The organism is Halomonas sp. RT37 (assembly GCF_040070525.1).
GTDB classification, from domain to species: Bacteria; Pseudomonadota; Gammaproteobacteria; order Pseudomonadales; family Halomonadaceae; genus Halomonas; species Halomonas litopenaei.
Genome location: NZ_CP098827.1, coordinates 3,465,060 through 3,479,489, shown reverse-complemented (window position 1 = coordinate 3,479,489; position 14,430 = coordinate 3,465,060). Strand labels below are relative to the sequence as shown.

Here is a 14,430-nt window from a genome sequence, read left to right as displayed (position 1 = left end):
GGGCTACGTTTGCACCGGCCTGAGGCGCACCTTTCGTGCATTTTCGATAGGCGTGTCGCGCCAACGCCAACGCCCACGCCAACGTCTCAGGTCAGAGTCTTCGGCGACGGCGCAAGGTGGATGGCGAAAAGTCGGCGAGCGATGGTCAGACAAGGCAAAAATCGGTGAGACAGCGCAGTTTACGAGTTGTAAATGAGCATGTTGGTGTGATTTTTAACGCCGTATTACCGAGCGAAGGCACTTTTCATGCAAAGCCATAGGCTCAGGGCGTGTGCAGGGCAATACTCAACAGTACCCGCTTGCCCTTTTCGATTTTCGAGACGCTGTGCTGGTAGAGGTCGGGACGAAACAGGATCACCCGGTCGAACAGGTTGAAGATCACCTTTTCGGTCTCGAACACCCCGCCAGCCTGAGGGGCCTTCAGGATCAGGTTCAGCTTGTAGTAGCGGCCGCCACCCATGGGGTCATTGTGGCGATAGACGCTGTGGCCTTCGGGGTAGGTGACCAGGTTGGCGGTCAGCCGCCCCAGATCCAGCAGGGTTCGATTGGTGACGCTTGCCATGGGGACTCCTTGGAGGGGCGCGGGACGACTCGGTGATGTCGTGGGAGGCCACCATTCAAACGCATTTTGAGCAATTGCTCAATAACGGGCGGTCGCTCCGTGCAGGCTGGGACCATCAGGACGATGTCTCGGGGGCGAGCCGAGCCGGCTGGCTGGCCGGTAATGAGGGCGAACGGCGGCGTGGTCGAGCCTTGTGGACTGAACTAGGCTGAAACGAGCCGGAGGCAATGGTTCCTCGGCGCCCGAGACTGCCGTCGACCGGGATGGCAAGGGGGAAGCATGTCGGGTCAGATGATGTATCGCTTGCCGGTGGAAGCTGCCGAGCGTGTGCACATGCGCCGCTACATCGCTGCACTGGGCGCGTCCAAGGCTCGACAGGATAATCGAGGCTTCTACCACTACGCCGGCATCCATGGCGCCCCGGGGCGCTGGTGCTGGCATCATCAGTTCTCGCCTCGCACCAGCCTGAGCGCCAGGCTGTTTCTGCCCTGGCACCGGGCCTACCTCCATCGTCTGGAGCAGTCGCTGCAGGATATCGATGAAGAGGTCTCGATCCCCTGGTGGGACTGGACCGAAGGCGAGGGCATTCCCGAGGCCTTCGATGTTGCGCTGATCGATGGCGAGGAGAATCCGCTCCACTCCTCGCGCATCCAGCTTTATCCCCCCCAGGTGCCCGAACCGGTGGACCTGGTCACCGAGCGTGATCCCGACGGCCTGTTGCCGGTGTTTTCCTTTCCGGTGGCCGACGTGAACGGCGATGGCCGGGCGACGCTGGGCGAGATCGCGGCCTTCCTGGTGGAGCGGGTAGACACCTTCGAGCAGTTCAACGACCTGATCGAGACGGTGCATGATCAGCTCCACGTCTATGTCGGTGCGACCATGGCCAGCACCACCTACGCCGCCTATGATCCGATCTTTTATTCTCACCACTGCATGATCGACCGGCTCTGGTCGCTGTGGCAGAAGCGCCACGGCATCACCAACTTTCCCCCGGGGCTCGAGGATATCGTGCTGGAACCCTTCGGCCTGACCGTCGGTGAAGTGCTCAATGTCCAGTCGCTGGGCTACGAGTATGCCCGTTCGGTGGCGGACCTGACCCTGGCCGGCAGCGGTCTGGAGGAGGCCTGATGATCGAGCAACGCTATCGCCTGCCGCGGCTCGACCTGGGCGCGCTTCGCGCCGATGAGTTCGAGGAAGCCTTCGTCGAGCTGTATGGCATCCACCACCTGCGCCCCAGCTACACCGCCTGGCTCTTCTTCAGCGCGCGCCTGCCGGCCAAGGTGACCCCGCAAAGCCGGGGCTATGCTGGCACCTTTGCGCTGTTCGGTCACGCCGAATGCTGGGGCTCGCCAGGACACTGCCATGGCCCGGATGGTCTCAGACGCTTCGATACCCGGCCTTCCCATCCGATGACACCGGCGTTCAAGCGGGTACCGGTGACCCAGGCCCTGAAGCGCCACCTGCACGCCGGCAAGAGCACCCTGGACATCCAGATCTACGCCTATACGCGCGAGGCCTGGCCCGATCGTGGCGACAAGTCACTGGTGTGTTGCAGCGGGGTGCAACTGGTCACCTTGTGATCGAGCGCAGGCGCAGTTTCGGTGTGCGCGGCAGGCTTGATGCTTTCTGCCTTACCGAGGCACTGTCCGAAAAGTCGACGAGCGAAGGTTAGACAAGGCAAAAATCGGTGAGACAGCGCAGTTTACGGGGTGTAAATGAGCATGTTGATCCGATTTTTAACGCCGTATTACCGAGCGCAGGCACTTTTCAGACAAGCCCTAGGCCTTGGAGGACTGGGCCCATAGATTGACCCCACCATCCACCGCGTAGCGGTCGATGTCGGCCAGCTCCTCGTCGCTGAAGTCGAGGTTGTCCAGGGCCTCGACGCAGTCGCTGACCTGATCGGGGCGGCTGGCGCCGATCAAGGCGCTGGTCACGCGGCCGCCGCGCAGCACCCAGGCAATCGCCATCTGCGCCAGACTCTGGCCACGCCGCTCGGCGATGGCGTTGAGCGCCCTGACACGCTCGAGGTTGTCGTCGGACAGGTGCTGTTCGCGGATCGCACCACCGCGAGCAAGACGGCTGTCGTCAGGCACCCCACCCAGGTACTTGGCGGTCAAAAGGCCCTGGGCCAGTGGCGAGAAGACGATCGAGCCGATGCCTTCATCGTCCAGCACATCGAGCAGCCCGTCGTCCTCGATCCAGCGGTTGATCATCGAGTAGCTGGGCTGGTGGATCAGGCAGGGGGTTCCCAGTTCGCGCAGCAGGCGAGCGGCCTCGCGGGTGCGCTCAGGGCTGTACGACGAGATACCGGCGTAGAGCGCCTTGCCCGAGCGTACCGCCTGGTCCAGCGCGCCCATGGTTTCTTCCAGCGGTGTCTCGGGATCGAAGCGGTGGGAGTAGAAGATGTCGACGTAGTCCAGATCCAGGCGCTTGAGACTCTGGTCGAGGCTCGACAGCAGATACTTGCGGCTGCCCCACTCGCCGTAGGGGCCGGGCCACATGTTATAGCCCGCCTTGGTGGAGATGATCAGTTCATCGCGGTGGCCGGCGAAGTCGGTCTTGAGGATGCGCCCGAACATGGACTCGGCGCTGCCAGGCGGCGGGCCATAGTTATTGGCCAGGTCGAAGTGGGTAATGCCGTGATCGAAGGCGGTACGGCAGATCTCGCGAGCGTTGTCTTCATGGGCGTTGTGGCCGAAGTTGTGCCACAGCCCGAGGGACAGGGCGGGCAGCTTGAGGCCACTGCGACCGCAGCGGTGATAGCGCATGCGTTCGTAACGGTCTTCGGCGGGACGATAGCTCATGATGGTCTCCTGTCAGGGCGCACGGGCGCCGTGGCTGTCGTCTCAGCACTTTAGCTGTGTTTGTCGAGGTATCCAAAAGGGCCGCCCCGAAAAAGCCAGGTGAAGGCGGGCAGCACGCAGGCAAGGGCGCAGTCCGGGCAAGATGGTGAGCGCCTGGAAAGGCGAGCGGGAGAAGACTCAGGGGGACTCAGGCGACGGTGAAGCTGCGGGCATGAGAAGCCGTGAGGTAACCCAGGGCGCCATGTACCAGTTAGTGGGCACATGGCGCCTGGGGCGTGACGCCAGGGGCAGGGGTCAGCCGCCGGCGTTCATGGTCTCCGGCATGGCGGCCAGGGTAGCCTCGTCGGAGAGCAGGTCGTGCAGGGTCTGGGACGCCATCTGGGAGTTGCCGTCCATGACCCCGTCGAGCCATACCAGCGCCTGCTCACGGTTGGCGTTCTCCAGGCCATTGGCGGCCAGGTAGGCCTTGGCCAGCGCCAGCCGCGCGGTCTCGTGGCCCTGACGCGCGGCCTTGAGCAGGTAGTCGGCGCCCTGGCGGGTGTCCCGCTCGAGGTTTTCGCCACGCAGGTACTCGCGGCCGAGGCTGGCCTGGGCGCCGGCGTGTCCCTGGTCGGCGGCGCTGGTCAGCAGCTGTTCGCCCCGGCTCGGGTCCTGAGCCAGGCTCTGGTCGCCTCGCACCAGGGCGGTGCCAAGCAGGGCGCGTGCCGACAGGCTGCCGGCGTCGCTGGCCCGGGTCAGCCAGCGCTCGGCCTCGGCCGGGTCGGCGCTGACGCCATTGCCTTCGAGGTAGGCCTCGCCAAGGGTCTGGGCGGCATACTCGTTGCCGGCCTCGGCGGCTTCGCTCAGCAGGCGACGACCCCGCTCGGGGTCGGCTTCCACGCCGTTTCCGGTCAGCAGCATGCCGCCCAGGTCAGCACGCGCGCCGGCGTGGCCACCGGCCACCGCCACCTGGAGCAGTTCGGCGCCCTTGGCCGGGTCGCGGGCGACGCCTTCACCGTCCAGGTACATGCGGCCAAGCGCGGCGGCGGCGCCTGGATGACCCTGGCGGGCGGCACGCTCGAGCCAGCGGCTGGCCTCGGACAGGTTGCGCCCGACGCCCTGGCCGTCGCGATAGGCGCGGCCCAGGTCCGCCATGGAGTTGACGTTGCCCTGACGGGCAGAGGCGATCAGCGCCTGGATGTCACCGGCCTGGCCGCGATCGCGCTGGGTGCGCATCAGCGCCTCGGCGGCGGAGGGGTGGCCGGCGGCCTCGGCCCGTTCGAGCCACTCGGTGGCCTGGGCAAGGTCACGGCTCACCCCGGTACCGTCGCGGTAAGCGCGGCCGAGGACGACCATGGCGTAGGCGTCGCCCTGCTCGGCGGCGTTCTCCAGAAGGCGCCGTCCGTGATCCACCCGAGAATTTCCTCGCTGGGTCGAAGCACCATCGGCCACGGCCATGGCGTCGCCGCCCGGTTCCTGGGTGGGATTCGGGCCTGTCGTCTCGCCGGTCAGCTCGCCAGTCAGATAGGCCTCGCCCAGGCGGGTAGCGGCGCTGGTATCGCCGGCTTCCACCGCCTGGGTCAGCAGGCGCTCCGCCTCACGGGGCTGATAGGGCAGGGGGCCGTCCTCGGCCAGATAGGCCTCGCCGAGGGTGCGCAGGGCGCCGCTCTGCCCCTGGTCGATGGCCTCGCGCAACAGCCGTTCGCCCCGGGCCGGATCGGTGGCCACGCCACGGCCGCTGAGGTAGAGCGCGCCCAGCTGTTCGGTGGCAAACGGATGGCCCAGCTCATGTCCGCGCTCGAGATAGCGGGCGGCGATCACTGGCTGGGTCGGCACCACCTCATCGGCCAGGTAGGCCTGGCCGAGCATCGCCAGTGCCAGCGGGTCGTCGTGTCGGGCGGCCTGCTCGAGCAGGCGGATGCCGCGCTGGGGTTCCGCCGGCAGGGCGTCGCCTTCCAGCAAGGCGCGACCCAGGGTCACGCGGGCCTCGACCGAGTCCTCGTCGATGGCCTTTTCGAGCCAATTGCGTGCCTCGATTGGCCGTGCCCTGAGGCCGTCGCCCTCCAGCAGAATCCGGCCCAGGCGCTCCATGGCGTCGACGTCACCGTTCTCGGCCGCCTGGGTCAGCAGGGTCACGCCCTGTTCGGCGCGGCCGCTGTCGAGCATCTCGCGGCCCGCCTTGGCCACCGCGTCGGGGTCACCGGCCTGGGCGGCCTGGGTCAGCCAGTGCAGGCGGCGATCGTCGTTGCCGGCCAGCAGGCCGTCGGCCGAGTACAGCTCAGCCAGTTCGGTCATCGCCTTGATATCGCCGCCGCCGGCGCGCTCGCGCAGGCCTTCGGCGTAACGCTCGGCGTACTCGCGCGAGCGTGCCTTGTCGGTGTCGAGCCAACCGCCCTCGGCGTAGGCGTTGGCCAGTGCCAGGATGGCATCCGGATTACCGTTGTTCGCCGCCTGACGATACAGCGCCAGGGCGCGCTGGGGGTCCGCCGCGACGCCGTCGGCGCCGCGGGCCAGCAATGAGGCCATCACCACGCCTTCGTCACGGCCGATTTCTTCTTCCATGGCCTGCTCGAGCAGATAGTAGGCCAGTACCGGACGATAGGGCGCACCCTGCTGTTCCAGGCTCAGCTTGGCCAGGTTGAGCGATGCGTGGCCAAGGATATAGGACGGCGTGCGCACGGCGTCCTCGTAGTAGGCAGCGGCCTTGGCGGGGTCCGCCTGGATGCCCTTGCCCTGATCCCAGATCTTGCCGAGTTCGTAGTAGGCCTTGGGGATGTCCTGGGCGGCCAGCCCCTTGAGCTTGAGGATCGCCTCTCGGGTCTGGCCGGCAGCGACGAGCTGCTGCGCCTCTTCCAGGGTGTTGTCATGCATCCATTCGGGGTTGCGCGGCTGCTCCTTGTCGAAGAAGTCCTGATACTCGGCAGGCAGCGGGTCGACGCCGGTACTCTGGAACTCGGTACCGGGGGCGGCGCAGCCGCCAAGCCACAGCGCCACGGCGACCGAGGCGGTGAGCGGAAAGGCCCGGGACCAGCGTTGGCCCTGGGCGGTGTGTGGGCGAAAACGGGGGAGCATCATAAGCAGGCCTCCTGGTTGATCGTGTGCTGTCACTGAGACGCGCTGTCGTCGTCGAGACCCTCGAAGGCGGTGGTCTCGCGCTCCTGTTCATCGACGACGAGGTGCTGCTGCGCCTCGGGTGACATGAAGTACAACGTCTGGTAACCGCCGGCGCTGCGGTTGTAGACCGGACGCACCTGGGCCAGGAACCGTTCGATGCGCGGGTCATCGAAGCGGCTCTGATAGATCTCCATCCAGGCGAAGTACTGGTTGTCCTTGAGAAAGCCGGTGTACTGCTCGTGGGGCGCCAGGTCTCCAAGCGCCTCGGGATCGTTGAAGATGGTCATGGCGAAGTCCACGGCGTCGTGGATGTCATGGCCGTTGATCTCGAGTTCGAAGATGTCATAGCCCTGGCGTGCGATGACCTGCATGTTGGTGATCAGGTAGAGCAGCGCATAGTTCTGGTAGTGGGTGGCGCGACGACCACGCTCGATCTCCAGCGGAAAGGCGCCGCGCTCGGTCATGTCGGAGAGCGCCGAATGGATGGCGCTGACGCCGAAGCGAAACAGCTCATCGTCCTCGGTAATCACGCCGATCATGCTGGCGTAGAGGGCGCGGCGGTAGAAGTGGTTGTTGCAGCAGCTGTTGCCGGGCTGCCCCTGAATGGCGGCGTGCTTGTGGGCGAGCCGGTTGAGCCACTGCTCGACACGTTGCTTGGCCTGGTCGCTGCCCTCGACGCGGGGACGCACCACCGAGTAGGCCATGCCCGCGGCGAAGATCATCGATTCGGTGGCGAACCAGGCCTGAGGCTCCTTGGGATCGTAGTGGAAGTCGGTCAGGGCATCGTGCTGGGCCCATTGATCGAGAAAGGTCACCAGGCAGTCGGCGTAGTAGGTGTCGCCGGTGGCCACGAAGGAGCCGGCGAGCATCGACACACTGTCCTCGAAGTCGAACAGGGGTTCGGATGCCAGTTCCCACTCCTTGGGGCTGGGATAATAGCCGGGGATCCGCAGGCGCGTGGTAATCGGCTCCTGGGCCAGCAGTTGCTGGCAGCTGGGTCCGTTGGTCAGTTGATCGAGCTCCTGCAACAGGATCGAGTTGTCGGTGTCGGCCAGTGTTTCCATGCGGGCCTCTACATCGAAGTAGGAGGCGTCAGGTCTGGTCACTCGGTAGTCGCTGAGGTCCAGCTCGGCCCGTTCTTCCAGGGTCATGGCGTGCGCGGACGATACCAGGGCGGCACCCATCGTCAGGCCGAGCGTCAGGCCCGTTGCCAGCTTTCCCGACAACCTGGCCGTCGGCCATCCCATCACTCTGTGTGCCAGACGCTTGAGCGGATTTGCCGAGCGTTGGTCGAAGTGGTGGCACCGGCCGGATTCGAATGCCGGCATCGATGGGCCCAGGCCTCGGGTGGGGAGGGGACCGGGGGATGAGCCATGGGATGGGGGCATCAAGCGTCTCCTTGGCGGCGCCCCTGGGGGCGCCGCGATCATGAACGGGGGGCGTAGAAACGGAAGTCGGCAAAGTCGGCGTGCTGGTCACTGGGGGTGCGCCAGTCCTCACCGTGGCCACCGAAGAAGGTCGAGAACATCAGGCCATCGATGTGCACGTCGTCGTCGGTACGGTAGGTGAGATTGGTCTGCTCGAGCACCGGCCGACCATCGACCCACACCCGGGCAATGCCGTTGGCCTTGCCGGGGTCGTTGAGGATGATCTCCTGCTCCAGGGTGACCCACTGACCGGTGGGGAAGGTGAAGCGGCCTCGGGCCACCGAGTCGCCGTAGTCGCCCTCGCCGCCGACCACGTATTCGTAAAGTTCACCCTGGCCGTCTTCGCGCCACATGTAGCGCATGGAGAAGCCATTCTCGCCGGTGACATCGTCACCGCCGCTGGGCGCTTCGCCGCCGTAGAGCCCCGGCAGCTTGCCGCCCTTGACGAAGTTGAACCCGCTCTCGAAGCGAACCCGGTAGCTCAGGCAGGCGTGATCGCGCCCTTCGAGCGCGGAAGGCTCGGTGTAGAAGCCGGCGCCTCCGGTGTCGGTGTCGCCAGGCGAGGAGGTGTCCTCGGGATAGAGGACCCTGAGCGCCGGTGTCGCCGAATGACCCGACAACAGCTCGACGTTCTCCTCGGTGCCCCAGGTACGGGTGGTGTCGAAGCCTTCGCGGATGGCGTCGTGGGCGCTTTTCTCACCCAGCGCAGGGGCGGGTGAGGCGACCAGCGGATGGCGCGCCGAGCAGGCGGCGACCTGGGGGACGCCGGGGCTCTGCTGATCGGCGTCGCTGTCATTGGCGCCGTTGTCCGCCAGGGCGGGTTGGGTAGCGCAGATGGCCAGCAGGGTGGCGGACAGGCGCGTCGTCAGTGTCGACATGGCGTTCGTACTCCTGTTGGCTCACGACCACCGCGGTGGTCGTGGCAAGTGGGACGGATACGTGTAAAGAAAGAGCGTGGCTCAGCCGGCGGTGTCGGCGGCGTCGTTGTCACCAATGCCCGAGAACAGCTGGCTGGCCTGCTGGACCACCCGGCGGCCGCTCTGCCAGATCCACTCGGCGGTGGCGCCCAGCAGGGCCTGTTCGGTAAAGCGCACGTCCACCGGAGTACCGACGCTTTCCACCGGCAGCGGCTTTTCCGGTACCAGCAGCACGCTGGCGACGTTCTGCTGTTGGCGTACCCAGCTCGGGAAGCCGGCGCGCGGCTGGCGCTCGATGTCCAGCGCCACGCTGCGCACCCGAGCGCTGATCGGGCCGGAGGCGTTGGGCAGCGACAGATAGGCGAGTTGATCGGGCTCGATGCGATCGATGTCGTCCATGTGCACCAGCGCCTCGACCATGACCTCGTCGTCGCCGGTACGCATCAGCGTCATGATCTTTTCGCTTTCGTTGATGTAGGTGCCGTCGGAGCTCGACAGCGCCCACGCCACCAGACAGTCGCAGGGGCTGTAGATCTCGTTCTGGGACTGGCGCGCCTGCAGCGCGGTGACCCTGGACGCCTGGAAGTCTCGGGCGGTCTCGAACTGATCGATACGTGCACGAGCGATGTCCGGGGACACCGTCTCGAAGCTCACGGCGTCACCGTTGCCGGGCTCGGCGGAGTTGGCCAGGCTGACCTGTCCGCCATTGGCGCCGTCGAGGTTTTCCTGAAGGTTCTCGATCAGTTGGCTGTTGTAGCGCTGGGCGGCCTCGGCCAGGATCAGGTCGGACTCCAGATCGACGTCCTTGACCCGGGTGAGCTGCTCGTCCCGTGTGACACGGTCACCGGCCTTGAGCTCGTGCGCCATCAGGATGCCGGGGCTCGGTGCACGAATGTCGATGCGTGGCGCGGTGACAGCGGCGAAGTTGGGCTCGATCAGCATGAAGTTGCGGTAGGCGGTGGCCGCCGCCACCACCGCGAGTACCGCGAAGCCGATGAACAGCGCCACGTAGCGGCCCATGGGCCTCGGCGGACGAGCCGCTGCCTGGGGCGTGCTGCCGGTGCCGCGACGCTTGCGTGGGGTCTGGGCATCCTCGCCCTGGACCATCTGCTCGACGTCCAGCGGTCGGCCGGCCAGGTGGGCGCGGACCACGCGGCGCAGCAGCTCAAGGTGGGAGGGGGAGATGTCGGTGATCTCGAAGCCGGCGTGGTGTGCACCACCGCGACCTTCCAGCGCCAGGCTATGGCGGCACTGGGCGCTCACGGGCACCAGTAGCTCGCCGCTGGCGGTGGTGATGGCGATGCTGCCGCGCACCCTAGCGTCCTGGCGCATCGGGCGCGGGCTCTCGATGGCGAAGCCGCCCTGGGACAGGTCCAGCCCGCGGAAGCGGTTGCCGTCATCGAAGCGCACCTCGAAGGTCGGCGAAACGCGGATGTAGCGGCGCTCATCGCGGCGCTCATGGGCCAGTCCCGAGCCTGCCGGTGCCTCTTCTTGGCGCGGCTGGGAGCGCGTATCGCCCAGATGGGGTTCGGCGCGAGGTGCGGGTTCCGGCTGGTGTGTGGGCTCGTGGCGAGGTGTGGAGGTGTCCTTGTCGTCGAAGTAATCGCTCATATCGGTGTCCTGAAGTCAGTATTCGCTGAGCCGTGGCGGTGTCTGGCCGTACATGCGGCTCAGCGACAAAGTGTGGCCGTGTCGTCGTTGTCAGCCGTGGCGTGGCTGCACCTGGATGCGCAGGTCACTCAGCGACAGCCTGGTGTCGTGAAGATCAAGCGAGCAGCGCTGCTGGTCGGTGCAGCTCAACAGATCGCCGGGGGCTGGAGTGGTGCCCTGGGCGTCCTTGAGGCGATCGATCAAGGTCGGCGGAACCTCTAGCGTGGTGCCCTGGGGGCTGCCGCTGAGATTGGTGGCCTCGCCGATGCTGCTTGCGCCCAGGCGTTCGATCAGCCGATCGCTGATCCGCAGCTCGCCGGCAGGCAGGCGTAGCTCACCCGAGCCGTCCTCGATGCGGCTGGCCAGCCAGCGACTGGCGTCAGGCAGCGCGGCACTGTCGCTGGGCACCGGGCCTGCACGCTCGAGGATCTTCAGCGAAGTAGCGTCAGGTACCTTCAGTACGCCGGTGGCCAGGGTCAGCACGAACAACATCAGGCACACATGAAAGCCATGCAGCAGATGCCCCATGCGACGCTGGCGGCGTACCGCCTTTTCGTCACCAGGCTCGCCGGCAGAAATGCCCTGGCGTGACCACTTCTGACGGTTGAAGCGAAAGCTCACGTAGGTCTTGAGCAGGGCGCCGTAGACCTGGTTGTAGTAGATCAGCGGGATCCACAGAAGGCTGAAGCGACCACGCTGCCAGGCCAGGATCGAGGTGGAGATCCCGCGGGTGAACAGGATCCACAGGGCATAGGCGAAGATGAACGACGGCCGCACAAACAGCGTCACCAGGATCGCCACGATGGGGCCGATCAGTGTCGTCCACATGGACAGCCGCTGGTCGATCAGGCTCCACCAGGTGAATAGCCCCATCGGCCTCGGCCCCAGGGCAATGGCGCGACCGCTGGTGCGCAGCATGTTGCCGTACCAGCGACGCATCAGGTCGGTGGTCGAGGCGAAGAAGCGCTTGCGGTCCGGCAGCTCCTCGAATCCCGAGACGTAGACATCCGGCAGGTAGAGCATCTTCCAGCCGTTCTTGAGCAACCAGTACCAGGTCGATTTGTCGTCCCCGGACAGGAACTTGAAGTTGCCGAAGCGCCAATGCTCGACGTGGTCGTTCTCGACCATGTCGATAAAGTCCGGGTGGGTCGCCAGGTCGGCGCGGAAGGCGCTGTAGCGGCCGGTCAGGACCAGCAGCCGCTCGGACACCGACATCGAGCTCATCACCAGATGACGCTGGGCGTAACGCAGGTCGTACCACTCCTTGGTGGCATCGTTGCCGGTGACGATGGCGCTGTTGTTGGTGGTCAGGGCGCCGAGATCATCGCGCAGGGCGAAGAACGACAGCGAGCGCTCCAGGGTTCCGGGCTCGAGCAGGATATCCCCGTCCATGGACACCAGCAGGGCGTCGGGGGCCGGGGCCCGGCGCGAGATCGCACGCAGCACCTCGGCCATGGCCGAACGCTTGCCGTCGCCCTTCTGGAACATGTAGCGGACCTCGATGTGCGACGGCCAGCGGTGTTCCTGCAGTACGTGGGAGATGATGTCCACGTCGGTCTGGTCCGAGACCGAGGCAAAGATGGTGGTCGGCACGCCATAGTGCCGCGTCTCCTCGATCAGCGCGTCGTAGACCCGGAAGCAGACGTCGGGGTCGATGCGAAAGGAGGTGCACAGCACGTAGAGCTCTGACGGCTTGCCGGACTCTCCCAGGGCGTCGGCCTCGGCCCGCATCTGTGGAAAGACGCGGCGGTTGTACCACACCGATCGCAGCGCCTGGACGAACCACCATGAATAGCGCCACGCACCGACCGCGCCAATGGCGAAGAAGAAGCTCTTCGACGCCGGCGAGAACACCTCGGAGGGCAACTCGCTGACCAGCACGATCAGCAGCGACAGCAGCAGCGCCAGGGTGGTCAGCTCCGTGGCCTTGCTGGCCACGGAGGTGTGCTTGGGTAGCGATGACATGGTGGCGTCCTTACACCCGGGGGTGTTGCAGGGAGGCGCCGCGACCCATGGCGTAGTATTCGAGACCCGCCGCTTCGACGTCCTCGGGTGAGAAGAGGTTGCGTCCATCGATCACCAGCGGGTGATTGAGGGTGCGCGCGATCTTGTCGAAGTCGACGGTGCGGAAGGCCTTCCACTCGGTGCAGATGACCAGGGCGTCGGCGCCTTCCAGGGCAGCGTCACGCTGCTTGGAGAGACAAAGGTCCGAGCGCTCGCCGTAGATGCGGTGACACTCGGCGGCGGCCTCGGGGTCGTAGGCCTGGACCCGGGCGCCGGCTTGCCACAGCTGTTCCATCAGTACTCGGCTCGGCGCCTCGCGCATGTCGTCGGTGTTGGGCTTGAAGGCGAGCCCCCACAGGGCGATGGTACGGCCCTTGAGGTTGCCGTGGAGCGCCAGTTCCAGCTTGTCGAACAGCCGCGTCTTCTGGGCGTCGTTGACCGTTTCCACCGCCTGCAGCATGCGGGCGGGGGCGCCGACCTCGCTGGCGGTGCGAGCCAGTGCCTTGACGTCCTTGGGGAAGCAGGAGCCGCCGTAGCCACAGCCGGGATAGATGAAGTGGTAGCCGATACGCGGGTCGCTGCCGATACCGTGGCGGACCTGCTCGACGTCCGCACCCAGGTGCTCGGCCAGGTTGGCGATTTCGTTGATGAAGCTGATCTTGGTGGCGAGCATGGCGTTGGCGGCGTACTTGGTCAGTTCGGCGCTGCGCACGTCCATGAACATCAGCTTGTCGCGCTGGCGGCTGTAGGGGGCATAGCATTCGCGCATCAGCTTGCGGACCTTGTCGCTGTCGGTACCGATGACGATCCGCGCCCCCCGCGAGAAGTCCTCGATAGCAGCGCCTTCCTTGAGGAATTCCGGGTTGGAGCAGACGTCGAAGTCGACCTCGGCCTGGCGTCCCTCCAGGGTATCGGCCACCGCCTGATGAACCTTGTCGGCGGTCCCCACCGGGACGGTGGACTTGTTGATGATGACGCGATATCCGTCCATGTGCTGGCCGATGGTACGGGCCACCCCAAGCACGTGGGTCAGGTCGGCGCTGCCGTCCTCGTCAGGGGGCGTTCCCACCGCGATGAACTGCAACAGGCCATGGGCCACTCCTTCCTCCGGGCTATCGGAGAAGGTCAGGCGCTCGTCTTCCATATTGTGGCGGATCAGATCCTCGAGGCCTGGCTCAAAGATCGGTACCTCACCGCGCTTGAGGCGGGCGACCTTGACCTGATCGACGTCCACACACATCACGTCGTGTCCCACATCGGCCAGGCAGGCGCCGGTGACCAGTCCTACGTAACCCGAGCCGTGAATCGTGATTTTCATGAACTCACTCCTTGCCGTCGCTTGTGATATTGGCGGCCTTGCCTCGGGCGTCGGAGGGACGCCGGGAAAGCCTTGTTCTGACCGCAATGAGGGCAAGGATCGATCCAGTTATCTTTTTATCTTTAAAAAACAATAGGTTATTGGATGACTTACTCTGGTGAGCGTTCTCCGGGATGACCGATGGTCGGGCGGAATGTCGCCATTAAGAGACAATGGTGTGCGACGTTCGTATAAATCATTAGAAATCAATTAGTTATATGTTGCTCTATGGATACGCCAATGGTTTTTTGTGTTATAAGTTATTGATAATAAAGTGAAAACACTGTTTTCTTACGTTTCTCCGATCAGCACCCGATCGGAGCATCATGCTTGAGACGGTTTTTGCGGCATGACGATCGCCATGCTGACGTTATCGAAGCCGAGTAACGGCATAGCCGCCAGGCGTCGAGCCGTGGCGAACGTCGAGCTGGACGACCCGGCAGTGAAACAGCGCCCTCAGCGGATGAGGGGAGGAATGCTTTGTTGAACAGTGGCTTAGGCTTTGAATGTGGGCCGGACAGGGGGACCAGGAGGGACCGAAGCTCACATGCGTCCACTGGAGAGTATGAGGTTTATCGCCATCATTGGTGTTAGTTAAGTATGAATTACGCGA

General features: G+C 65.2%; 10 protein-coding genes. 2 read left to right on the top strand and 8 right to left on the bottom strand.

Annotated elements, in window-relative coordinates; all coding sequences use genetic code 11:
- Positions 1 to 262: 262 nt before the first annotated feature.
- Complete coding sequence (locus tag NFG58_RS15120; protein WP_045992559.1) at positions 263 to 562, bottom strand: hypothetical protein; 300 nt, start codon at positions 560 to 562, stop codon at positions 263 to 265.
- A 279-nt stretch (positions 563 to 841) separates the two neighbouring features.
- Between NFG58_RS15120 and NFG58_RS15115 the strand changes: the two genes are divergently transcribed.
- Both NFG58_RS15115 and NFG58_RS15110 read left to right on the top strand, forming a co-directional pair.
- A complete protein-coding gene (locus NFG58_RS15115) occupies positions 842 to 1,690 on the top strand; it encodes a tyrosinase family protein (RefSeq protein WP_287165881.1) in 849 nt (282 codons plus the stop codon).
- Complete coding sequence (locus NFG58_RS15110) at positions 1,690 to 2,142, top strand: hypothetical protein (RefSeq protein ID WP_108133714.1); 453 nt, start codon at positions 1,690 to 1,692, stop codon at positions 2,140 to 2,142. The genes NFG58_RS15115 and NFG58_RS15110 overlap by 1 nt, the downstream gene beginning before the upstream one ends.
- Before the next feature lie 198 nt (positions 2,143 to 2,340).
- On the opposite strand, the gene mgrA is transcribed toward NFG58_RS15110, so the two are convergent.
- The 7 genes from mgrA to NFG58_RS15075 form a co-directional block, all read right to left on the bottom strand.
- The gene (mgrA, locus tag NFG58_RS15105) at positions 2,341 to 3,369 is read right to left on the bottom strand and encodes an L-glyceraldehyde 3-phosphate reductase (protein WP_124803047.1); all 1,029 of its coding nucleotides are present in this window, start codon (positions 3,367 to 3,369) and stop codon (positions 2,341 to 2,343) included.
- A gap of 294 nt (positions 3,370 to 3,663) precedes the next feature.
- Complete coding sequence (locus NFG58_RS15100) at positions 3,664 to 6,423, bottom strand: tetratricopeptide repeat protein (RefSeq protein WP_348826868.1); 2,760 nt, start codon at positions 6,421 to 6,423, stop codon at positions 3,664 to 3,666.
- Between the two features lie 29 nt (positions 6,424 to 6,452).
- Positions 6,453 to 7,709, bottom strand: coding sequence for an alginate lyase family protein (locus NFG58_RS15095; RefSeq protein ID WP_083970380.1), 1,257 nt, complete (start codon positions 7,707 to 7,709; stop codon positions 6,453 to 6,455).
- 179 nt (positions 7,710 to 7,888) lie between these two features.
- Entirely contained in the window at positions 7,889 to 8,767 is an 879-nt protein-coding gene (locus tag NFG58_RS15090; RefSeq protein WP_205254744.1) for a polysaccharide lyase, read from the bottom strand.
- 81 nt (positions 8,768 to 8,848) lie between these two features.
- Positions 8,849 to 10,417 (bottom strand): PilZ domain-containing protein, encoded by a 1,569-nt coding sequence (locus NFG58_RS15085; RefSeq protein ID WP_124803043.1) that lies wholly within the window; start codon positions 10,415 to 10,417, stop codon positions 8,849 to 8,851.
- 90 nt (positions 10,418 to 10,507) lie between these two features.
- A complete protein-coding gene (locus NFG58_RS15080) occupies positions 10,508 to 12,421 on the bottom strand; it encodes a glycosyltransferase (RefSeq protein ID WP_045992565.1) in 1,914 nt (637 codons plus the stop codon).
- A 10-nt stretch (positions 12,422 to 12,431) separates the two neighbouring features.
- Complete coding sequence (locus NFG58_RS15075; protein ID WP_213231477.1) at positions 12,432 to 13,778, bottom strand: UDP-glucose/GDP-mannose dehydrogenase family protein; 1,347 nt, start codon at positions 13,776 to 13,778, stop codon at positions 12,432 to 12,434.
- Positions 13,779 to 14,430: the final 652 nt, after the last annotated feature.

What these genes read in the sequence shown, in the direction of transcription:
- NFG58_RS15075 (WP_213231477.1), bottom strand. Translation starts at nt 13,778, where the DNA reads ATGAAAATCACGATTCACGGCTCGGGTTACGTAGGACTGGTCACCGGC.
- NFG58_RS15085 (WP_124803043.1), bottom strand. Translation starts at nt 10,417, where the DNA reads ATGAGCGATTACTTCGACGACAAGGACACCTCCACACCTCGCCACGAG.
- NFG58_RS15095 (WP_083970380.1), bottom strand. Translation starts at nt 7,709, where the DNA reads ATGGGATGGCCGACGGCCAGGTTGTCGGGAAAGCTGGCAACGGGCCTG.
- NFG58_RS15080 (WP_045992565.1), bottom strand. Translation starts at nt 12,421, where the DNA reads ATGTCATCGCTACCCAAGCACACCTCCGTGGCCAGCAAGGCCACGGAG.
- NFG58_RS15115 (WP_287165881.1), top strand. Translation starts at nt 842, where the DNA reads ATGTCGGGTCAGATGATGTATCGCTTGCCGGTGGAAGCTGCCGAGCGT.
- NFG58_RS15090 (WP_205254744.1), bottom strand. Translation starts at nt 8,767, where the DNA reads ATGTCGACACTGACGACGCGCCTGTCCGCCACCCTGCTGGCCATCTGC.
- NFG58_RS15110 (WP_108133714.1), top strand. Translation starts at nt 1,690, where the DNA reads ATGATCGAGCAACGCTATCGCCTGCCGCGGCTCGACCTGGGCGCGCTT.
- NFG58_RS15100 (WP_348826868.1), bottom strand. Translation starts at nt 6,423, where the DNA reads ATGATGCTCCCCCGTTTTCGCCCACACACCGCCCAGGGCCAACGCTGG.
- NFG58_RS15120 (WP_045992559.1), bottom strand. Translation starts at nt 562, where the DNA reads ATGGCAAGCGTCACCAATCGAACCCTGCTGGATCTGGGGCGGCTGACC.
- mgrA (WP_124803047.1), bottom strand. Translation starts at nt 3,369, where the DNA reads ATGAGCTATCGTCCCGCCGAAGACCGTTACGAACGCATGCGCTATCAC.